We start from the raw sequence: 22,055 nt of genomic DNA on the forward strand, positions 1-22,055 counted from the left end.
AAAAATATCACATGTCTCTGTTATACTAGCGCTATATTTTACGCTATTTCTTAACATCGACTTCATATCTTTCATCGCTATTTATACTGATAGCTTATATCGATAGCAAACTTTGAGAATTTTATCATGCAAACCTCTACTGACAGCAAGCGCCCTGTGCGCACGCGTATCGCCCCATCACCAACTGGCTTCCCGCACGTAGGTACTGCCTATATTGCCCTGTTTAACTTAGCTTTTGCTAAAGCGCATGGCGGAGAATTCATCTTACGTATCGAAGACACTGATCAGACGCGCTCGACTGAGCAATCAGAACAAATGATTTTGGATGCCCTACGTTGGGTTGGTCTGGATTGGAGCGAGGGCCCAGATATTGGCGGCCCACACGCCCCTTATCGTCAGAGCGAGCGTAGCGATATCTATAAAAAGCACGCTGAGATACTCATAGAAAAAGACCATGCGTTCCGCTGTTTTTGTACCAGTGAAGAGTTAGACGCTATGCGCGCTGAACAAATGGCCAATGGCGAGACCCCTCGTTATGATGGTCGCTGTGCCCATCTTGCTCCAGAAAAAACTGAGCAATTGGTAAGCGAAGGCAAACCGCACGTGATTCGTATGCGTGTACCGACCGAAGGCACTTGTCAGGTACAAGACATGCTACGTGGCACCGTTGAGTTCCCTTGGACTCAAGTCGATATGCAAGTACTACTAAAAACAGACGGCATGCCAACGTATCATTTAGCCAACGTCGTCGATGACCATTTGATGGAAATCACCCATGTGATGCGCGGTGAAGAGTGGCTGAACTCTGCGCCTAAGCATCAACTGCTATATGATTATTTTGGTTGGGAAATGCCGACCCTTTGCCATATGCCACTACTGCGTAACCCTGATAAGTCAAAACTGTCTAAACGTAAAAACCCAACCTCTATCACCTACTATCGTGATGCAGGCGTGTTACCTGAAGCGCTGCTAAACTATCTCGGTCGTATGGGATACTCAATGCCCAATGATGCTGAGCAGTTTACGCTAGAAGAAATGATTGCCAGCTTTAATATTCAGCGTGTGTCGCTTGGTGGCCCTATCTTCGATATTGAAAAATTAAACTGGCTCAATGCTGAATGGCTACGTGCGCTTAGCCCTGAAGAACTAAAGAATAAAATCCTTGAGTGGGCCAGCAACAGTGACAAACTAACCGCTATCGCAGCCGCAATTCAGCCACGTATCGAGCTATTGTCTGATGCGGTTAATTGGGGTGGTTTCTACTTCCAAAACCTACCTGACATCAATGCTGAGAGTTTCACTCATAAATCGCTCACGCCTGAGCAAATTATTGAGATGCTGCAATTAGCGCTTTGGCAGTTAGAAGTCTTGCCAACGTGGTCAGAAGAAAACATCTATGCCACGCTAAAAGGCCTTGCTGCTCATCTGGATATCAAGATGCGCGACTTTATGGCGCCGTTCTTTATCGCTATCGCTGGTAGCACCTCATCGACGCCAGTCATGAACTCTATGGCGATTATCGGTGCTGATATGACTCTGACTCGCTTGCGTCACGCAGTTGATGTATTAGGCGGCCTCGGTAAAAAGAAACTGAAAAAACTTGAGAAACAAGCGGCAGAACTGCCAGACTTTTTGGCTGCTGCTGAGTAGTACTGCTGGAGCTTTCATTATTAAAAATCACCTAAACTCCTACTCATCGAAACGTTCTTGAAAGAAGTTTATTCTGTAAATTAAGATTAATTAGCGTGGGTTTTGCAATAGCAAAATTCACGCTTTTTCTTATCAAAAATTTGAGTTTCTCAATAAAACTAAAATGTTGTAGACTCTTACCTAAGCCTTACATATTTTAATTCATTTGGAGATGAAAGATTTGAAAATTACAAAGCTGTTAATATCATTATTTCTAGGCAGTATGATTTCAACACAAAGTTATGCCACAGAAATCGAAGACTTTATGTCATGGGCACAGCTAGGTAATGGATCAGCATGGATTAAGTACACTAGTAACTATGGAGCTGAAGCTAAATTTTTTGAAGCTGAAATAAGTCATTCGAAGTCAGGAGGTCAAAGGCTTTATTTTAGCGATTATCATGCTGCAGATATTAATAGCTGCAAATACACAACTACTATACCTGACAGCACAACAATGATATTCAATGGACAAGCAGTTAAAATGTCACGTTGGTGCCAAAAATTTAGAGATTCTAGCAGTTACTATTTTAGTCTAACTCCTCAAACAGAACGTGGTCATAATTATGTTGTCAATCTATTCAAGATAGCTACCTCACCTATTGAGATTCAGTTTAATAATGAAAAAACATACTTCCCTGTAATAGGATTTACTAAAGCATGGAATAGTGCCGGTGGTAATGCTATCTAATAATCTATTTCGGATAGTATGTTTATAAAACTCACAAGTTCTAGATAAGAACCTATAAAATAGATGGACTTTATATTTTATAACTCGCTAAACCTTCTTATGAACTGGAACTAAACATGGCTGCCAAAACCGTCACGATAGAAAGCAAAGATTATGTCTTTAACACGCTAAAAGAAGCACAGAAATATTATGATGCCATCGTAAAGGAGCTGTTTGATGCAACTTTGACCCTGACCAAGGGCCAAGACTTCGAAGATTTAAAATGGATATACAGCGCTTACTGTGGTTACACCAAACATAATCTAGATAAATTGGGCGAATATGACATCATTGGCGTCAAAGGTATAAGAACGATCCGAGAGAAAGGTGGTCAATATATGCCAACTGAATGCTGTGCTATTATTTTTTCTGATGGTAGCGAAGAAGAGTTTTATACCGATAAAGCCCTAAAAGAGATTGCCATTAAGCAAAATCCACGCTAATTTGGGCTTATTGAACCTTTAAAATAGGCTAAATCACTTTTTTTTGCATATTTATGCATTATTTTTAAAATAGTGGTTGACAAGACTGCCGCTCTTACATAAAATACGCACACTCTTAGCGAGGGGCTATAGCTCAGTTGGTAGAGCACTTGCATGGCATGCAAGGGGTCAACGGTTCGACTCCGTTTAGCTCCACCATACTTATTTATAGCAACGCTCAGTATTACTGAAACGTAATAATAAATACTCGCTAGTAGGACGATATCAGCACCTAGGCAATGCTTATTTACTAAGCTATCTGATATTGTGAAGTACCGTTGTAACCACTGGTTATAACACTCTATGCGTCCCCATCGTCTAGAGGCCTAGGACACCGCCCTTTCACGGCGGTAACGGGGGTTCGAATCCCCCTGGGGACGCCACTATTCGGCGTCACTTATTAGCACTTTTGCTTAGCATCAGATTAGACTAATAAGCGAACAATGAAAAATCCCAGTCATCATACGGTGACTGGGATTTTTTATGTCTGTCATTTCTCAACATCCTCTATTCTGTTGTCGTTAGCTTATTATTAATAGCTGCTAGCTTAGTGTTGATAGCGCTATTGCCAACCTATCTAATACTCGTTAATATCGATCTGATAAGCATATTTATAAAGTGCAGCCACATACTATAAATGATGGGGCTTAGCGTGATTAAAGGGAAGTGATTGCTATGTTTGGTATCGAGAATTATCTGGGGTTTATCTTGGCGGCTATTTTGTTAAACCTAACGCCAGGTACGGATAGCATGTACATCATCACCCGTAGTATTTCACAGGGACAAACAGCAGGGGTTTATTCTGTTCTTGGCATTACTTCGGGTATTTTGGTACATACGTTATTGGCGGCGCTAGGGTTGTCCGTATTGCTTGCCAATTCCCCTACCGCTTTTATGATTGTCAAATATGTTGGGGCCAGCTATTTGTGCTATTTAGGCTTCAAGATGCTGACGAGCAAAAGCTCTAACTCAATAACAAACAATCTATCCAAAGATCAGAATGTGACTAGCCGAAAGGCTGTAGATGGTTGGCAAATATATAAGCAAGGTGTGTTAACCAATACTTTTAACCCAAAAGTCGCTTTATTCTTCTTGGCGTTCTTCCCTCAGTTTATCGACGCTAGTTATGCTTATGGCATGCTGTCATTTTTGATGTTAGGGCTGACTTTTGCCACTACAGGCTTTATATGGTGCTTGAGTTTGGCACTGCTGGCGTCAAAGTTCAGCAAAAAATTAAGAGAGAATCCAAAAATTGAATCCATGATGAATAAAATAAGTGGTATCGTATTTATGGGGCTAGGAATTAAGTTATTGACTGAAAAGGCTTGATTAGCGAAATAACAGGAAGAAAAAACGTCTTCCATAAAAAAGCCCAATCCCCTACTTTGAAGGAGATTGGGCTGTTTTCATACTAAGTCTAATACATCACTAGCCTGCTTCTTTGCTCTCAGCAGCCAGTTGACGTAGTACATAGTGCAATACGCCGCCATGACGCACATATTCGCGCTCTTTTGGCGTTTGTAGACCGACATTTACCTCAAAGGTTTCTGCCGTTCCGTCAGCACGTGTAGCCGTAACCGTGGCTGTTTTACTTTCACCATTATCTAGCCCCGTGATGCTCAGCACTTCAGAACCATCTAGTTTGTAAGTCTCTGCATTTTGACCGTCTTTAAACGTCAATGGCAGCACACCCATACCGACGAGATTCGAACGGTGAATACGCTCAAACGAGCTGGTCAACACCGCTTTTACGCCGAGCAAGATAGTACCTTTGGCTGCCCAGTCACGGCTCGAACCAGAACCATACTCTGCCCCGCCCAATACCACTAGCGGACGCTTGTCTTCTTTATACTTCATCGCTGCGTTATAGATAGGCATTTCTTCGCCATCTTGTAGCGTAGCGCTGTCATCTTTGAAGTAATAGGTATAGCCCCCTTCTTTACCGCCCATCATCGTGTTTTTGATACGGATATTGGCAAAGGTACCACGGGTCATGACTGCATCGTTACCACGGCGTGAACCATAGCTGTTGAAGTCTGCTTCCATTACACCGCGCTCTTGCAAGTACTTACCTGCTGGTGAGTCTGGATCGATATTACCTGCTGGTGAGATATGATCGGTGGTGATTGAATCACCGAACAGACCTAGGATACGCGCGCCTTCGATATCAGGGATACCTTCTGGCTCCATGGTCATACCATCAAAGAACGGTGGGTTTTTAATATACGTTGACCCTTCATCCCATGGATACAGTTGGCTATCCGCTGAACTAATTGCGTTCCACGCTGCACTACCGTCAAATACTTCGCCGTAGTTTTTGCGGAACATATCGGCATCGATATTATTGGCAATCAGCTCGTTGATCTCTTCTGAAGTCGGCCAGATATCTTTTAGGAATACATCATTGCCATCTTGATCCTGTCCGAGCGGATGAGTCGTCAAGTCAATATCAACAGTACCTGCCAATGCATAAGCAACGACCAACGGTGGTGATGCTAAATAACTGGCTTTGACATGCGAGTGAATACGACCTTCAAAGTTACGGTTACCAGACAGTACCGCTGCCGCGACTAAGTCGTTTTCTTCAATGCCTTTTTCGATCTCTTCTGATAATGGCCCTGAGTTACCGATACAAGTCGTACAACCATACCCTACTAAGTAGAAGCCTGTTTTTTCTAGCTCATCCATTAGATGGGTTTTTTCTAAATAATCGGTTACGACTTTAGAACCCGGTGCGAGCGATGTCTTAACCCAAGGTTTGGCTTTAAGCCCTTTGGCAGCAGCTTTTTTGGCCACTAGACCTGCACCAATCATTACCGCTGGATTTGAAGTATTGGTACAAGAAGTAATGGCGGCAATAACTACCGACCCGTCTCGTAACTTGTGTTGTTTGTCATCGATACTGACATTTGAAAAGACATTGTTTGCTGGCGCATAACCTGCATTGTCATCACTGGTATCAACTTCGATATTCGGTTCAGCCGCTAAGTGTTCAGCTTGCTCTTGCTCGCCGCCTTCTTGATCAAAGCGTACTTTACCTTCTACTTCTGACTTGCGATCTTTGGTCATTTTCTCTAGCGTTTCACCAAACTTCTCATGCATATCAGACAAATTGATACGCTGCTGTGGCAAGTTTGGCCCTGCTAGTGCTGGCTGTACTGACGACAGATCTAGTTCTAGTTTACTTGAATAAGTCGCCGCAGGTGTATCGGCATCGTGCCATAAGCCTTGCGCCTTAGCGTATTTTTCAACCAGTTCAATCTGCTCTTCGTCACGACCTGATAGACGCAGATAATCAATTGCCATTTGATCAATTGGGAAAATACCACAAGTCGCACCATACTCTGGTGACATGTTGGCAATGGTAGCGCGATCCGCTAGCGGCATACTATGTAAGCCTTCGCCATAAAACTCGACGAACTTGCCCACTACGCCATGTGCGCGCAACATCTCAACCACACGTAATACCAAATCGGTCGCCGTGACGCCTTCGGTTAGCTTACCTTTTAACTCAAAACCGACTACCTGTGGAATCAGCATCGATGACGGTTGACCCAGCATTGCAGCTTCAGCTTCGATACCGCCCACACCCCAACCAAGTACGCCAATACCATTAATCATCGTGGTATGGCTATCTGTACCAAATACTGTATCTGGATAAGCTGTCAGCTCGCCATCAACGTCTGCTGCCATCACGACACGGGCTAAATACTCAAGGTTAACCTGATGCACGATACCTGTCGCTGGTGGCACCACGACGAAGTTTTCAAAGGCTTGCTTGCCCCAATGTAAAAACTCATAGCGCTCATTGTTACGCTTAAATTCAATTTTTTCGTTCAAATCTAGCGCGTCCTCTCGGCCATAAGCATCAACCTGTACAGAGTGATCGACGACCAGCTCACTAGGGATAAACGGATTGATCTGCTCAGCCTTACCGCCAAGCTCGACAACTGCATCACGCATCGCCGCCAAATCGACTACTGAAGGTACACCAGTGAAATCCTGCAATACCACACGCGCTGGCATAAAAGCGATTTCTTTTGACGCTTCAGCCCCTGCATCCCAGTTGGCAACCGCTTCGATATGGTTTTTACCAACCGACTGGCCGCCGTCTTCGTTACGCAATAGGTTTTCTAATACCACTTTCATACAAAATGGTAGTGTCTTGATATGCTCATAAGTTTCGGTCAGCTTTGGTAGGCTGTAGTAGGCATGTTCCTTGCCAGCAACCGAAAGGGTGTCTTTTACATCAAAAATATCACTCATGATAGCTTCCTTATCGTTGTTATAAATCCTGGACATAAATTATTATAAGTTTATGTATGACTGGTGGCTCAATAAATGATTGATCTGTCTTAAATCAATATCGCAGTTTCGCAAAACTGTCTGATATGAGTCAGTGTTAACAAAAGAGATAATCATATCTGTAGTGATTAACAGAAACTCCCTTTTACCATAACAAACATACAAGGCTTTGTTAACGTCTGGACGTTGTCGAATCGTGGCACAATCGTAAACGTAACAACGGTTTAGCGAGCTATTGTTAAATGATTTATTCCTATTCAATTTTTATCTTTTTTACGTCGTCCATTGCGGAATACGTAGCTGTCCTCATAAAAGCCAGTATCTGCATTTTCTGCCCAAAAATGCGGTACACCTAAGATCGGTAGCGGCGCAAGCTGGCGCGGCTTCACATCGTCATTTGATAATAACGTGTCCATATATTCTGCAACCTTGTCATCCAAATAGCTCATACGTTCAGCTAAGGATAAGGTAAAGAATTCTTGTGCAACGTGAATGACAATGCTGTGAGCACATAGAGGTTTGCGCGGGTGTACCAACTGCTCAAGCAGGGCATGCCCAAAAATATAGACTGCGGCTTGAGCGCTGTTATCAGGCTGGGTTGGGTTGTCCCATTTAGCACGTGGTTTCACCAAACTTGCCTGCCAGTCAAAATCAACCAATGCCTCACCGATATTAGCATCAGAAGTCACTAGCACTGCGCCATTCTCATCAAAGACTGTAATAGTGTCGCGCACACGCCCTCGACGCTCACTAATACCCTGCTTAGCGATTTCTAGCATATGGTAGTAATTGAGCATAGCTTTAGTCTTCGGAAAGGTCAGCCAAATACTGCCGTTAAACAAATCATGCAAATTATCACGCGTCGGGATGTTGCCAGTTGTGCCGATGAAATGCTCATAAGCCTCCCCTTCAGGCAATGCATTTTGAGAGACGAATTGTAGCGTCTGAGATTTGTGGTCATGAGCAGGTTTGGTATGCGGTAACGGCTGCTCTAAATGATTGGCCTGCTGCGTTATCGCTGTTTTTAAGACTTTGGCAATCGTGTCAGGCGTATTGATGTCAGAAGCATTTATATCGTGCTCATCTATGCTTTTCACATTATCCAAACTTTCTGAATCACCCAAATTACTTAAACTATCCAAGCTATTTCTCTGTGATTTCGAGCGACTAAGGTGTTCAATCGTGTTGCTGACATAACTCAATTGAGTAATATGAGACAGCCAGGGCGCTTGCCAATCAATGGCAGCAAAGCTGTGATCAAGCTGACCTTCTACTACAGGTAGCTGCTTAGTATGAGTAACGGAGTTAAGTGTGGCGGGTAAATCACTGGCAGGCATAGAAGCTCTCTCTTACAGGCTATCTCTATTAGACGTATGGACGGTCTATGGTATCATGGTGCGCTTTTTTACTGCTAGATACGCCGCTCGAAAGGACTTTTTGAGCGCTATGGATGAATGAGTTTTATGGCAAATTTTAATACCCACTTAAATGTCGCCTTTATGGTCAGCGGCACACTGAGTTTGACGGTTTATAAAGCTGGATTGATTGATGATTCAGGATTTTTGGTGTGTGTGGCGCTTGGTACTATCGGTGGGTTGCTGCCAGACTTGGATTCTGATAATTCAACACCGATTAAGCTCGGTTTTAATATCACCTCGTTTATATTTGCCTTTGGTCTGGTCATGCATTGGCGTAGTGATTTGAGCTTACTGGCACTAATAGTATTGTGGCTGGCAGGCTACGGTTTTATGCGTTATGTCGTTTTTCATATTTTTACTACTATGACGGTGCATCGCGGCGTCATCCACTCTGTGCCGTATATGGCACTACTGGGATTGGGTCTGACGTGCCTAAGTTATTATGGCTTGCACCTACCACTGACGACCAGTTGGTTTTATGGGCTGTTTTTATTTGGTGGCGCGATGGTGCATTTGTCATTGGACGAGCTGTATAGCGTCAATTTGTCCAATATGAAAATGAAACGTTCATCGGGCACGGCAATGAAGTTTTATCAGCCAAAAGACAAATGGTGGTATCTGCTCTTATATACTATCCTTGCACTACTGGTATACGCCGCCCCACCTTTTGAGATGTTTTGGTCACGATTAAGTGATCCTTCTGCATGGGCGCAGCTCAAAGTCGGCATATTGCCAGAATTAATAAAAAGAATGCTGCAATAAAATTATCAAAAGACCACTGAGCCTAAACGAATAGGCCCAAACAAAAATTAGAGTAAAACATGCAATCTTACCCAGATACTTGCCCTTGCCAAATCAATCCAACAGCAGAGACGGTAGACGCTCCACTATCCTATCAAGACTGCTGCCAGCCTTATCATGATGCTTTTTATAATGGTGCTTTTTATAATGATGAGGCTGACAAAGCAGATGGTATAAAAGCGGAGACAGCCGAACGGCTTATGCGTACGCGCTATAGTGCCTTTGTGCTCATAAAACCAGAGTATATCGTCAAGACCACAGTGCCTGCTCAGCAAGCATTACTTGATGTTGTAGCGATTGAAAGTTGGGCAAAAGAGACGGATTGGGCAGGACTAGAGATTGTAGAGCACACGCCAAAGCTGGGTAAATGTCATGCACAGGTTGAATTTAAAGCTTATTTTAAAAGCGCTGAGGAAACATCAGGTGGTTTAGCAGAAAAAATACAGGTGCATCATGAACTTTCTACTTTCGTAAAGGTAAAAAGCAAAGCTAATCAAGATGCGCGCTGGTACTTTTTAGACCCGACGGTTGCGATGACTGTCAGCCAAAAGCAACCGTGCATTTGTGGGTCGGGTGAAAAGTTTAAACGGTGTTGTGGAAGTTATATTTAAACAATTTTAGTTATTTATCGTTCCCTAAACACTCGCTCCAACGGCTCGTGCAATTGCAATCCCTTCATCAACCGTCAAAAACTTGCGCTGGCTCGGGCTGTCTTTATAAATGACATCACCATCTTGAAAGATTAAGCATTCATTGACCGCCAACTGCTGCCACTTCTCGTTTTCAGTCAATGGCACGGTGACTAAAATAGTGACTTTATCTGTATCTGTAGTCACATCACCAAAGTTAATCGCCATATCATCATCAGCGAGTTTCGCTTCACCAAATGGCGCTTTGCGCGTGAGATAAAACAGTAAGCTACCTGCATAAGCCAGTTGCCACCTGCCATTCGATATTAAGCAGTTAAACAACCCATTGGCAGAGAGATAACGACATTGCGTAGTCAAAAAATTAAACAACGTTTTGTCATCAGGACGCGATTTAAAGCTGCTTTTTAGACGATTGACCAAATAGCAGAATGCCATTTCAGAATCAGTTGAACCAACTGGCTGACAATGTGAGGCATTGCCATTGTCTTGTAAGCGCTGACAGCGTTTGATAAATTCGCTATTCATCTGTCCATTATGCGCAAACACCCACTGCTCGCCCCATACTTCACGGACGAATGGATGGGTGTTTGCCAAGCAGTTCTGCCCTTGCGTCGCTTTACGGATATGCGCAATGACATTCATGGCTTTGATTGGATAATTGTTAACCAAATCAGCGACTGGCGACAGATGGCTTGGACGATTGTCATGAAACAAACGCAGACCCGTTGAGTCATTTGCCGTCTCATCGTTGGTTTTGTCATTATTGCTGCATTCGCTGCGCTCAAAAAAGGCAATACCAAAGCCATCTTCATGACTGTCCGTCATCCCGCCGCGCTTGCGAAACCCTGCAAAGCTAAAGCCAATATCCGTTGGGGTATTACAGTTCATTCCTAAGAGTTGACACATTTAATCGTTACCGCCGTTATTGTCGTTTATCATCGAGTTACCTTGAGGAGTGTTGCTTTGAGCGGCAGACAGCGCATCAAAGTCAGCATCACTCATTTCATCTAGTAAGGCGGCACCATCAGTTGGGATGGTATCCAAAATGCGCTGAGCTTCTGCCAGATCTGCATTTTCTACCCAGAGAACGATACCCGAGTTCATCCCAGGGATAGCGCTTAGCGGCTGCAAGGACACGGTGATGCCATTATTACGTAGTAGGTTGGCGTGTAGCTCACCTTGCATATTGGTATCGTAGCGCGCCAGTTTGTGCCAGTTATCAACTTGATCGGTCATGGGGTCGCCTCTAAGGTTTCGGTGCTAAAATTAGTACTAGCATTGGTACTAGAATAAATGAATAGGCAATGCTTAAGACAATTGATCTAGCGTATATTCTTTGATTGCAAACTCACTACTGTTTAATGTTTCCTGCGCTTGCTCAGCTTGCGTGATACTGCTAAACACGCCGACTATTTGATTATCTGGTTTGCTTAATAATACGAATACGGTATTTTGCGACTTTTCAACATGCGCCCAATGATAAGCAGCCAGACGTTTCATCAAGTCAGGGTTTTTGACCATGATGTTATCACCCGTACGGCCTTCGGTACGATTGTAGTGAATCACGTTTAGGCGTAATAACCAGAATATCACCGCGGCTTTTGCCAGCATAACAGGTAGTGCACGGTTTTCGTCGTTATTTAGCGGACGGATCGATTCATAACCTTGTAAGAACGCCGCCATTTTGCTCCGGTCAAAGTTAACGGATTCGCCTTGTTCTGCAACGCCCCACGTGGTACAAAAATCATTGATAGTAATCGCAATATCCATCACGTAATGCTCGACACTGACTTCGGTGAAGTCCAATAAACCTGTCAAACGCGCTTCGCCTTTTTGTAGATTCCATAAGGTATTGTCGGCGAACATGTCTAAATGGCATAAGCCTTTTGGCAAGGTTGCCAGTGGCAATTCTGAATAAGAGCGCCAGATATCGCTCATCAGCTTGGCTTCGTCACCTGGCATGAACTGCATTTCACGGTCGCGCACATCTGCCCATGGGTACAAAGGCACTCCGTACTGCTCACTTGGCTGCAATGCTTGTAGCGTTTCATGCAGCATGGCTAATGCCGCGCCAATGTCATGACACATCGCTTGCGTGGTTTGATCCGGATGTGAGCCCGCTAAGCATGGCACTAGCGTAATCGCTTTGTCTTCATAGTGGATGACATAGCGCTTATCATCGCCATCCGTTTGCGAACTATTTGATTCAACAACGGCTAGCGGCGCGGCGACTGGTAGCTTGCCATTTAATTGATTAAGAATAACGGCCATTTTTTCGATATCAGCAGGCGGACGTTCTTCAAATAAAGTAAATACGTAAGAGTATGTGCCGTCTACATCGTCAGTCGTTTGAATAAACCAGTTTGAGTTTTTAATACCTTGAGTGATCGGAATCGCGCGGGCAAACGACACGCCAAAGCTTTGGCAAAAGGCGGCAAACTGATCATCGGTTAACTGGGTATAGACGGACATGACATCTCACTTATAGCAATTGGATAAGAAGTTAAATAGGATAAATTTATGCGGTAATAACAGCAATTGTACCGCGCATGATAAAACTATGGTGAAAAGCGTAATAATCTTGCGAAAACCTGCCTGAAATAGCAGTGATTTTGCTAGACTAGCGCCTATGAATTGATTATAAGGTGAAAGACCCTATGTTAGCAAAGCGTATCATTCCTTGCTTGGACGTAGACAATGGCCGCGTGGTCAAAGGCGTACAATTTGTCGATATAAAAGACGCAGGCGATCCTGTCGAAGTAGCCAAACGCTACAACGAACAGGGCGCTGATGAGATTACTTTTTTGGATATTACTGCGACCAATGATGAGCGCGATACCACTTATCATACTGTTGAGCGCATGGCAGAAACGGTATTCGTTCCGCTGACTGTTGGCGGCGGCGTAAGAAAAATCGCTGATATCCGCAATTTGCTCAATGCTGGCGCGGATAAAGTGGCGATTAACTCAGCAGCCGTATTTACGCCAGAGTTCGTTGGTGAAGCCGCGCAGAAATTTGGTAATCAGTGTATCGTCGTTGCTATCGATGCCAAACGCGTCGCTGATATCAACGTCGATGGTATTGCCGTACCACGTTGGGAGATTTTTACTCATGGTGGCCGTAAGCCAACGGGTATCGATGCCGTTGCTTGGGCGAGCAAAATGGCAGAGCTAGGCGCTGGTGAACTACTGGTCACCTCGATGGACGGTGATGGCACCAAAAAAGGCTACGACTTGGCGCTGATGCAGCAAATTACGAGCCGCGTTAATGTACCAGTTATCGCATCAGGCGGCGTTGGTAACCTACAACATTTGGCAGAAGGTGTACTGGAAGGCGGCGTCGATGCCGTACTTGCCGCCAGTATTTTTCACTTCGGTGAGTACACGGTATTGGAAGCCAAAGAGTATATGGCAGCGCAAGGAATACAGATGCGTCTTTAGCACGCTCGTAATATACAAATAAAACCCAAAAAAATGCTATCATAGCGCTAACCATTTATTTTCGTTCAATTAACTAGGGCAACGCCAAAATAATAGGCGACCGAGTCGATTGAACGCATCAGACTATTTAGCTACTTATTGACGCCTATATTTCAATTGAACGCTTATTAAGCAAAGGATTTTTTATGTCGAATTTACAACAGCAGCGCAACGACGTGACTCATATCGATGGTAACCTACATCAAAACGCTGACGCTCGCATTGGTATCGTTGTTGGTCGTTTTAACGGTTTTGTCGTTGAGTCATTGGTTGATGGTGCAATCGATGCCCTACTCCGTCATGGCGTACTGGGTAGCAACATTACTGTTATTCGTGTGCCTGGCGCATTTGAGCTACCACTTGTTGCCCAACGTGCTGCTGAGTCAGATCGTTTTGACGCGATTGTGGCACTGGGTGCAATCATCCGTGGCAGCACGCCGCATTTTGATATTGTAGCTAGCGAATCTGCCAAAGGTTTGAGCGCTGTGGCAATGGATTATAATATCCCTGTTGCTAACGGTATCATCACTACTGATAGCATCGAGCAAGCTATCGAGCGCTCTGGCACTAAAGCGGGCAATAAAGGCTCTGAAGCTGCGATGGTTGTACTAGAAATGATCGCTGTTTTGTCACAACTTGATATTGATGATATCGATGAAGCGTAAGCTTTAAAGCTCAAATTTATTAGTTTAACTGGTGCTGCTATTTAGTAATAACAGCACCTCATAGCAATAGCCAGCTATCGAAACAATTGGCTACTTTTTGAATTTTCGCCGTATTTCCATACCCTTTAAAGCTTTGAATCAGCATAGCTAAAAAACTACTTTGCTAATTTATATTTTGACTGGGTATCATCTCAAAAATTTAGGTACAGACCCCCTATGACTGACCAACTCAAGCGCGCTATTAGCGCTGCGAAAACCGCACAAGCCAATGATGGACAAGCTGAGGCTACCCGTATAGCGAGCAGTAGTGCGGGTGATCAAACATTCGATATGAGTGAGTCTTCTTACAAGACCAGTCACACTGCTATACGTAAGGCACGTCGCTTTGCGATGCAAGGCCTATACGAATGGCTCGTCACTGATCGCCGCTTTGATGTAGATGGTAAGCTTGGCTGGAAAGCCAATGCTCCGCACGATATTGCTGCTCGCACGCGTGCAACCAATGCCATGCATACCGTCCATATCGGTTATTATCATGAAATGATGCGCGACATCCCAGAGCAAATTGAAGCTCTCGATGCGCTTATCAGTCAGCATCTCGATCGTGAGGTTGATAAGCTAGATACTGTTGAACACGCTATATTATTGATTGGCGCGTATGAGCTACAAAACCGTGTAGAGATTCCTTATAAAGTCGTGCTTGATGAAGCGATGAAGCTAAATAATCACTTTGGGGCGACTGATGCTCATAAATTGATTAATGCGGTACTGGATAAAATGGCTGGTGAGCTGCGTGCTTTAGAGGTACAAGCAGATACCAATGCCAATCTACGTACGTCACAAAAAGCGGCGGCTAAACAGCCTGAAGTAAGTTCAGCCGATAATATCGAAACTGCTGCTGAAACAGAAAGCACGATCGTCGATGAGCCGACTGCATCAAACAAGCCGCGTATCAGTGCTAACAAAGCCAACGTTAAACGCAGTAGTGCCAGTAAAGCCAATGCAAATATCAGTGACTTTAAGGCGAGCAAGAAAAACGCTAACGATACCAAAGACTAAGACTAGCCATGAACGAGTTTGAGCTGATTGAGCGTATATTCTCACAGATGCAGGCCACGCATGCGCCATTGACTGGTATCGAAAAAGGTATCGGTGACGACGCAGCTGTGATGGCATTGCCAGCAGGATCACGCTTGGTTAGCTGTATTGATACACTGGTTCAAGGTCGTCACTTTCATGCTGACTGGCAAAGAGTTGACGAATTAGCATTTGCGATTGGCTATAAAGCCGTGGCCGTTAATGTCTCAGACATTGCAGCTATGGGTGCGACGCCGCATAGCATTATGCTAGCGTTGGCACTACCTGAATGTCTAGCAAATCACGAATGGCTCACTGAATTTGCCAAAGGGCTGTTTCATGCGTGCCAGCTGTTTGGCGTGACGCTGATAGGTGGTGATACGACGCGTAGTGAGCGCTTAGTACTCAGTATCAGCGCACAAGGGTTGCTGACCGCAGATACACCAGCCATTTACCGCTCAGGTGCACAAGTTGGTGATAAGGTTTATGTCTCAGGCACACTTGGTGATGCCGCTTTCGCCTTGCAGCATCCTGACAGCGCACAAGGTATCGAGTTGGCGCATCGTCTACATATGCCAACGCCGCGTATTGCACTAGGTGCAGCATTGGCAAAGATGGGTGCAACAGCGATGATAGACATCTCCGACGGTCTTTATCAAGATCTTGGTCATGTCTGTCAACAAAGCTCTGTCGGCATGCGCATCCATTTAGACAAGCTACCGAGTAGCGAGTCATTGTCTACTGTCGATTTGTCTGATCGCTTATTAGGTCAGCTAGCGGGCGGCGATGATTATGAATTGGCATTTACTTTGCCTGCGAATATCAAACCGCCTATAGGCAACACACCTGTCACTTGTATCGGCGAGGTAATTGCACTAGCAGATCCGATAGCGACAGATACTAAGTCTTCTGATAACTCACGTCTTGAACTGTTTTATCAAAATCAGCCAGTAACGCCTACTCAGCCCGCACCGTTTTTAACGTGGCCCAACCTTACTGGCTACCAACACTTTACAGGCTAATCCATGACTGATCACGACTTATCTAAGCCTGACATCCGTAAAGCAAATGACTGCCCACCCTTACCGGTCGGTGCTAGCGTGCTTGACCGTGTGGTTTATTGGCTCGGTATTGGTTTAGGTAGTGGTTTACCACGCCGTGCACCTGGTACTTGGGGTACCCTTGGTGGGCTGATTGTGGGCGTGCCCTTCATGAGTCTAGGTTTTATTCCTTTTTTACTGCTGACTATTTTATCTTGTTTGGTTGGTATCTGGATCTGTGGGCGTACTTCTGAATTAATGCAGGTGCACGATGATCCACATATTGTGTGGGATGAATGGGCAGGCATGTGGATTACCTTATTACCGTTATCTTACATTTTGTCTTATTTATTTCCTAAGCCTGAAAACACATTGTCGTTAATGATGATGCCTATGTTTTGGGGCTGGCTACCGACCGCCTTTATCCTATTTCGCGTATTTGATATCTTGAAGCCGCCCCCGATTGGCTGGGCAGACAAAAAAGTTGCTGGCGGTCTTGGGGTAATGTTAGATGATATTATTGCAGGCATCATGGCAGCGGTCATTTGGTTGGTTATTTACGTCATTGTGATGATGTTCATGTCTTTTTGATATTAGCGCACAGAAATATTTACTACAGTTTTAGCTGTCTTATATATTTGATTTTACTTACTTAAGTTATTGGTATTCAAATTACAAAGCCTGCACATCACAGCATTTTTATAAATAAACATTTGCGCTATAATCCAATATTATATTTTGTTACATTTGTGAGCCTATTATGACATCTCCTCTTTCTGTAATTATTTTAGCTGCCGGTAAAGGCACACGTATGCAATCGGCAAAGCCAAAGGTATTGCAGACATTGGCTGGGAAGTCTTTATTAGGCCATGTACTAGATACTTGTCATCAGCTCACTGTTGATGAAACCATCATTGTTCATGGCTTTGGTGGTGATCAAGTAAAGTCAGAAATTACTACTCAATATACACAAGCATCGATTACTTGGGTTGCTCAAACCGAGCAATTGGGAACTGGCCATGCAGTCAAGGTGACGCTGTCTGATTTGCCCAAATCAGGACAAAGTCTTATTCTTTACGGTGATGTGCCATTGGTAAGCTGTCAGACGCTTACAGCATTAAAAACTGCCAATACTGATGGTATGTCGATGCTGACATTGACTGTCGATAATCCATTTGGATTGGGTCGTATTAAGCGTGACCAAGCAGGCAATATTGAAGCCATCGTTGAACAAAAAGATGCTGATGCTGAAGAGCAAAGCATTAGAGAAATTAATAGCGGTATTTACTGTGTCGATAATGCGCTACTGCACAAATACTTGCCTGAGCTCTCTAACGACAATGCACAGCAAGAATATTATCTGACGGATATCGTTAAAATGGCAGTTGCCGATGGTATTACTATCGCGGCGATTGAGCCTGAGCATACGTTTGAGATTGAAGGGGTTAATAACCGCCAACAGCTTGCTAGTCTAGAGCGAACTTGGCAGCGCAAGCTAGTTGCTGATTTACAAGAAGCTGGCGTACAGTTTGCCGACCCTACTCGTGTCGATATTCGTGGTACGTTGAGCGCTGGTCAAGATGTGTTTATTGACGTCAATGTGGTATTTGAAGGTGACTGTACCTTGGGTGACAACGTCTATATCGAAGCGGGCTGTGTCATCAAAAATGCCAAGGTTGGTAATGCCTGCTACATCAAACCGTATTGTGTGATCGATCGCGCTGATATTGGTGCTGGTGTTGATATCGGGCCTTTTGCGCATCTGCGTCCTGATACCGTACTATCTGATAACAGCAAAGTTGGTAATTTTGTCGAAATTAAAAAGTCGACTATTGGTCAAGGCAGTAAAGTAAATCACTTAAGCTACGTCGGTGATGCAACCGTTGGCACAGACGTTAATATCGGTGCTGGTGTCATTACCTGTAATTATGACGGTGCCAATAAATCGCAAACCATCATTGAAGACAATGCGTTTATTGGCTCCAATGCTAGCTTAGTCGCACCAGTGACGATTGGCGATACAGCTACCGTTGCCGCTGGTTCTGTGATTACCAAAGACGTTGACAGTAGTGCGTTGGCATTTGGTCGTGCGCGTCAAGTACAAAAAAATGACTTTCAACGACCCACTAAAAAATAATTGCTCATTGGTGGTTTAGCCAACCTCAGTCATTTTTGAATAAATCTAAGCAGTACGGCAATCTTTGTGGTGCTGCTTCGCTATATTTGTCGTTTGATGACTCATCATTAATGTCCAACCAAATTCTTTGATCTTGCACTATTATATATTGAACTACTAAAAATTAAATCTAAGGAATAGCCATGTGTGGAATTGTAGGCGCCGTTGCTGAGCGAAATATCGCTAATATCTTACTTGAAGGCCTAAAACGTTTAGAATATCGCGGCTATGACTCAGCTGGTCTGACGGTTATTCGTGATGGCGAATTACACCGTGAGCGCCAAGTAGGTAAAGTACAGGCACTGGTTAATGCCGTTGCTATCAATCCAGAGTTCTTTGATGGTCATATTGGTATTGCTCATACGCGCTGGGCAACCCATGGCGAACCAGCACAGCGTAATGCGCATCCACACGTGTCAGGTAAGATTGCGGTCGTTCATAATGGTATCGTTGAAAACTACGCTGAACTAAAAGAAGAGTTAATAGCCAAGGGCTATGTGTTTACTTCACAGACAGATACTGAAGTTGTGGCGCATCTAATCCATGATATCTACAAAAAAACGCCTGACTTGTTAGAAGCGGTCCGTACCATTATCCCGCTACTGCACGGTGCTTTTGCATTGGGTATCGTACACGTAGATTGCCCTGATGAGCTCATTACTGTACGCCTAGGCTCACCTTTAGTGATTGGTGTCGGTATCGGTGAGAATTTTATCGCATCAGATCAGTTGGCGTTGCTGCCAGTGACTAACCGCTTTATGTACTTAGAAGAAGGTGATATCGCCAAATTAACTCGCAATAGCATTCAGGTTTATGCAGATGGTGTTGAAGTCCAACGTCAGATACATGAAATTGATGCAACCCAGCACAATGCCGATAAAGGCGAGTTCAAACACTATATGCTCAAAGAAATTTACGAGCAGCCAGATGCCGTCGCTCGTACGATAGAGATGGCTTTGGATAATGGTGAAACCACCAAACTACGCGACGATTTTTTACAGCGTCATGAGACACTGTTGTCAGGTATTCATCATGTGCAAGTGATTGCTTGTGGTACCAGTTATCATGCCGGTATGGTCGCAAAATACTGGTTTGAGAGCCTTATCCGTATACCTTGCTCCGTCGAGGTTGCCAGCGAATTCCGATATCGCAATCCTGTCGTCGTCGATAATACTTTGGTCATCTGTATTTCTCAATCTGGTGAAACGGCTGACACTTTATCAGCTTTACGTGATATCCAGAAGCAAACACCAGCAGGCTTAGTCAGCTTGGCACTATGTAATGTACCGACGTCATCGTTGGTACGCGAAACAGATATTTTCTTGCCAACATTGGCAGGGCCTGAGATTGGCGTCGCCTCTACCAAAGCATTTACCACTCAGCTTGTGGCCTTGATATTATTGATATTAAAAGTTGGCGTCACTCAGAAGCGCATGACTGACGAACACCTAAATACGTTATTAGGTGAGTTACATCAATTACCAGGACAACTCTACGCCAGCTTAAACCTTGATGCTCCTATCAAGACCATGAGTGAAAGCTTTGAAGATAAGAAGAGCTGTCTATTCTTAGGTCGCGGGCTACAGTTCCCAATTGCGCTAGAAGGCGCGTTAAAGCTAAAAGAAATTTCTTACATTCATGCAGAAGGTTATGCGGCAGGTGAACTCAAACACGGTCCATTAGCATTGGTCGACAAAGACATGCCCATCGTCGTACTAGCGCCCAAAGACAGTATGTTTGATAAATTAAAAGCCAACATGCAAGAAGTGCATGCGCGTCATGGTGAGCTATTTGTATTCGCTAGTGAAGCCAGTCAAATGGTCGCGGAAGATAGATTGCACTTAGTGTATGTACCCGATGTTTGTGAGACGCTTGCCCCTATCGTCTACAGCGTGCCTGTGCAGCTGTTGTCATACCATGTAGCAGTAATGCGTGGCACAGACGTCGATCAACCACGCAATTTGGCAAAATCAGTCACGGTAGAATAAAAGAATTACTCTACGAGAGCTCTGAAAAAGATAAGTATTTACCCCTGCTATTGTAAACTCAGTAGCAGGGGTTTTTTATAAGTTTAAAACGACCTACTAGCAGTTTAGAAAAAAGCAGTAAGAACTACATCAGTAAAGAATCAAATAAAAATACTTAGATCCAGCTCCAAATAATTCGCATATATTAAAAACTGGTGAAAAGCAGAATTTTGATACAAAAAAAATAGTGACACTCTATCTATTAATTAGAGTATCACTATCATTGTGCTTATCTAGTGGCTACATTTAGTCGCCTGTAACGACGTTTAGTCTCTCTCTAGCACCACTCTATAGCGAGCATTACCACTCTCTAGTCGCTCAAACGCTTCATTAATCTCAGACATTTTGTATGTTTCAGTGACTGGCTGAATATTGTGTCGCGCAGCAAAATCTAGCATTTTACGTAGCGTCGATGGTGAGCCAACTGGCGAGCCTGATAGACTGTTCTGAGCCATAATCATTGGTGCAGCCGATATCTCTAGTGGTGCTTCTAGCAGTCCAACAAAATGCAGCTTACCTTTTGGTCTTAGCGTCTTGATCACGACATCCCAGTTCATATCGACGTTTACTGTTGAGATGATTAGATCAAAAGAACCTGCGGCTTTTTCAATTTCGCTATCGTCTCTTGAGTTTAGTGAATGGTGAGCGCCCATCTCTTTTGCTTCTTCCATTTTTGATTCACTGGTAAATGCCGTCACTTCACAGCCCCACGCATTGGCAAACTGCAATGCCAAATGACCCAAGCCACCAATACCAATTACAGCCACTCTAGAAGTTGGTTTGATGTCGTACTGCATAAGTGGGTTAAACACTGTGACACCGCCACATAACAGTGGTCCTACCGCGTTAAAATCAAGCCCTTCAGGTATCTTAATAACGCTAGTATCTTTTGCACGTACTTTATCTGCAAAGCCGCCGTGGTTACCAATGATCGTACCTTCTTGCTCAGGGCATAGGTTGTGGTCTCCATCGATGCATAGATCACAAACGTTACAGTACCCTTTATGCCAACCAAGTCCGACTTTATCGCCCAATTCTAGATGCTTGACGTGCTTGCCTTTATTGAGAACTTTACCTGCAACCTCATGCCCACCGACAAACGGATATTGAGTCATGCCCCATTCGTTTTGCCACATCGATAAATCACTATGGCAGATACCGCAGCTATGTACTTCGATTTCTACTTCGTGATCGCCTAGAGCACCTGGATCATATTCATAAGGCTCAAATTTGCCACCTTTCTCTTTTGCTGCATATGCATTAATCATAGTTATTCCTTATTTTCTAGTTTTTTTAGAGATTGGTTTATCGTTCTAGAAGCTATTAATATGTTAGTAAAATTAAAATAGTGCTATAAGAGATAAACAATTTCTTCAATTAATTTGATTGGACAGACTATAGCAAAGACTGACCTAACTAATCCATTCAACTTACCAGTTTTAGACTAACGTCATACAAAGAGTCATACTTACCAAGCAGTAACTCATCAAAAATACTGCTTATCGTCAAAAAAATT

General features: G+C 43.9%; 19 protein-coding genes and 2 tRNA genes. 15 read left to right on the forward strand and 6 right to left on the reverse strand.

The features are described 5' to 3' along the window. The first annotated feature begins 123 nt into the window (after positions 1 to 123). From gltX to IEE84_RS12525, 6 genes are all read left to right on the forward strand, one after another. Positions 124 to 1,650 (forward strand): glutamate--tRNA ligase, encoded by a 1,527-nt coding sequence (gltX, locus tag IEE84_RS12500; RefSeq protein ID WP_191115487.1) that lies wholly within the window; start codon positions 124 to 126, stop codon positions 1,648 to 1,650. A 220-nt stretch (positions 1,651 to 1,870) separates the two neighbouring features. Next, positions 1,871 to 2,380 carry a hypothetical protein gene (locus tag IEE84_RS12505; protein ID WP_191114383.1) on the forward strand — a complete coding sequence of 170 codons (510 nt, stop codon included), beginning with the start codon at positions 1,871 to 1,873 and terminating at the stop codon, positions 2,378 to 2,380. A gap of 116 nt (positions 2,381 to 2,496) precedes the next feature. Then, on the forward strand, positions 2,497 to 2,862 hold the full coding sequence (locus IEE84_RS12510; RefSeq protein WP_191114384.1) for a hypothetical protein: 366 nt from the start codon (positions 2,497 to 2,499) through the stop codon (positions 2,860 to 2,862). Between the two features lie 122 nt (positions 2,863 to 2,984). Beyond that, a tRNA-Ala gene (locus tag IEE84_RS12515) sits at positions 2,985 to 3,060 on the forward strand. Positions 3,061 to 3,208: 148 nt separating this feature from the next. Continuing rightward, positions 3,209 to 3,284, forward strand: a tRNA-Glu gene (locus tag IEE84_RS12520). 292 nt (positions 3,285 to 3,576) lie between these two features. Then, positions 3,577 to 4,230 carry a LysE family translocator gene (locus tag IEE84_RS12525; RefSeq protein ID WP_191114385.1) on the forward strand — a complete coding sequence of 218 codons (654 nt, stop codon included), beginning with the start codon at positions 3,577 to 3,579 and terminating at the stop codon, positions 4,228 to 4,230. Positions 4,231 to 4,329: 99 nt separating this feature from the next. On the opposite strand, the gene acnA is transcribed toward IEE84_RS12525, so the two are convergent. Then, positions 4,330 to 7,167, reverse strand: a complete 2,838-nt coding sequence (gene acnA, locus IEE84_RS12530; RefSeq protein WP_191114386.1) for an aconitate hydratase — start codon at positions 7,165 to 7,167, stop codon at positions 4,330 to 4,332. A 296-nt stretch (positions 7,168 to 7,463) separates the two neighbouring features. Further along, positions 7,464 to 8,543: a DUF3025 domain-containing protein gene (locus IEE84_RS12535; RefSeq protein WP_191114387.1), complete on the reverse strand. Its 1,080-nt coding sequence runs from the start codon at positions 8,541 to 8,543 to the stop codon at positions 7,464 to 7,466. A gap of 126 nt (positions 8,544 to 8,669) precedes the next feature. Here IEE84_RS12535 and IEE84_RS12540 point away from each other — a divergent pair, with 126 nt between their 5' ends. Together IEE84_RS12540 and IEE84_RS12545 are read left to right on the forward strand one after the other, a co-directional pair. Then, complete coding sequence (locus tag IEE84_RS12540; protein WP_191114388.1) at positions 8,670 to 9,386, forward strand: metal-dependent hydrolase; 717 nt, start codon at positions 8,670 to 8,672, stop codon at positions 9,384 to 9,386. 59 nt (positions 9,387 to 9,445) lie between these two features. Next, the gene (locus tag IEE84_RS12545) at positions 9,446 to 10,036 is read left to right on the forward strand and encodes a YchJ family protein (protein ID WP_191114389.1); all 591 of its coding nucleotides are present in this window, start codon (positions 9,446 to 9,448) and stop codon (positions 10,034 to 10,036) included. Between the two features lie 24 nt (positions 10,037 to 10,060). Here IEE84_RS12545 and IEE84_RS12550 read toward each other — a convergent pair whose 3' ends face one another. From IEE84_RS12550 to IEE84_RS12560, 3 genes are all read right to left on the reverse strand, one after another. Beyond that, entirely contained in the window at positions 10,061 to 10,981 is a 921-nt protein-coding gene (locus tag IEE84_RS12550; protein ID WP_057762068.1) for a class II glutamine amidotransferase, read from the reverse strand. Next, a complete protein-coding gene (locus IEE84_RS12555) occupies positions 10,982 to 11,311 on the reverse strand; it encodes a hypothetical protein (RefSeq protein WP_224737794.1) in 330 nt (109 codons plus the stop codon). 72 nt (positions 11,312 to 11,383) lie between these two features. Continuing rightward, positions 11,384 to 12,547, reverse strand: a complete 1,164-nt coding sequence (locus IEE84_RS12560) for a homoserine kinase (RefSeq protein WP_191114390.1) — start codon at positions 12,545 to 12,547, stop codon at positions 11,384 to 11,386. Positions 12,548 to 12,732: 185 nt separating this feature from the next. Between IEE84_RS12560 and hisF the strand changes: the two genes are divergently transcribed. From hisF to glmS, 7 genes are all read left to right on the forward strand, one after another. Continuing rightward, positions 12,733 to 13,515, forward strand: coding sequence for an imidazole glycerol phosphate synthase subunit HisF (gene hisF, locus IEE84_RS12565; protein WP_191114391.1), 783 nt, complete (start codon positions 12,733 to 12,735; stop codon positions 13,513 to 13,515). Between the two features lie 185 nt (positions 13,516 to 13,700). After that, positions 13,701 to 14,219 carry a 6,7-dimethyl-8-ribityllumazine synthase gene (ribH, locus tag IEE84_RS12570; protein ID WP_057762077.1) on the forward strand — a complete coding sequence of 173 codons (519 nt, stop codon included), beginning with the start codon at positions 13,701 to 13,703 and terminating at the stop codon, positions 14,217 to 14,219. A gap of 216 nt (positions 14,220 to 14,435) precedes the next feature. Continuing rightward, a complete protein-coding gene (nusB, locus tag IEE84_RS12575) occupies positions 14,436 to 15,278 on the forward strand; it encodes a transcription antitermination factor NusB (protein ID WP_191114392.1) in 843 nt (280 codons plus the stop codon). 8 nt (positions 15,279 to 15,286) lie between these two features. Continuing rightward, on the forward strand, positions 15,287 to 16,318 hold the full coding sequence (gene thiL / locus IEE84_RS12580) for a thiamine-phosphate kinase (protein WP_191114393.1): 1,032 nt from the start codon (positions 15,287 to 15,289) through the stop codon (positions 16,316 to 16,318). A gap of 3 nt (positions 16,319 to 16,321) precedes the next feature. Next, positions 16,322 to 16,927, forward strand: a complete 606-nt coding sequence (locus tag IEE84_RS12585) for a phosphatidylglycerophosphatase A family protein (RefSeq protein ID WP_191114394.1) — start codon at positions 16,322 to 16,324, stop codon at positions 16,925 to 16,927. Between the two features lie 169 nt (positions 16,928 to 17,096). Continuing rightward, positions 17,097 to 18,473: a bifunctional UDP-N-acetylglucosamine diphosphorylase/glucosamine-1-phosphate N-acetyltransferase GlmU gene (glmU, locus tag IEE84_RS12590; protein ID WP_191114395.1), complete on the forward strand. Its 1,377-nt coding sequence runs from the start codon at positions 17,097 to 17,099 to the stop codon at positions 18,471 to 18,473. 182 nt (positions 18,474 to 18,655) lie between these two features. Next, the gene (glmS, locus tag IEE84_RS12595) at positions 18,656 to 20,500 is read left to right on the forward strand and encodes a glutamine--fructose-6-phosphate transaminase (isomerizing) (protein WP_191114396.1); all 1,845 of its coding nucleotides are present in this window, start codon (positions 18,656 to 18,658) and stop codon (positions 20,498 to 20,500) included. Positions 20,501 to 20,805: 305 nt separating this feature from the next. Here the strand turns inward: glmS and ahr are convergent, their stop codons facing one another. After that, positions 20,806 to 21,807, reverse strand: a complete 1,002-nt coding sequence (gene ahr / locus IEE84_RS12600) for an NADPH-dependent aldehyde reductase Ahr (RefSeq protein WP_114701908.1) — start codon at positions 21,805 to 21,807, stop codon at positions 20,806 to 20,808. Positions 21,808 to 22,055 lie beyond the last annotated feature (248 nt).

This window comes from Psychrobacter sp. 28M-43, from assembly GCF_014770435.1.
Lineage (GTDB): Bacteria > Pseudomonadota > Gammaproteobacteria > Pseudomonadales > Moraxellaceae > Psychrobacter.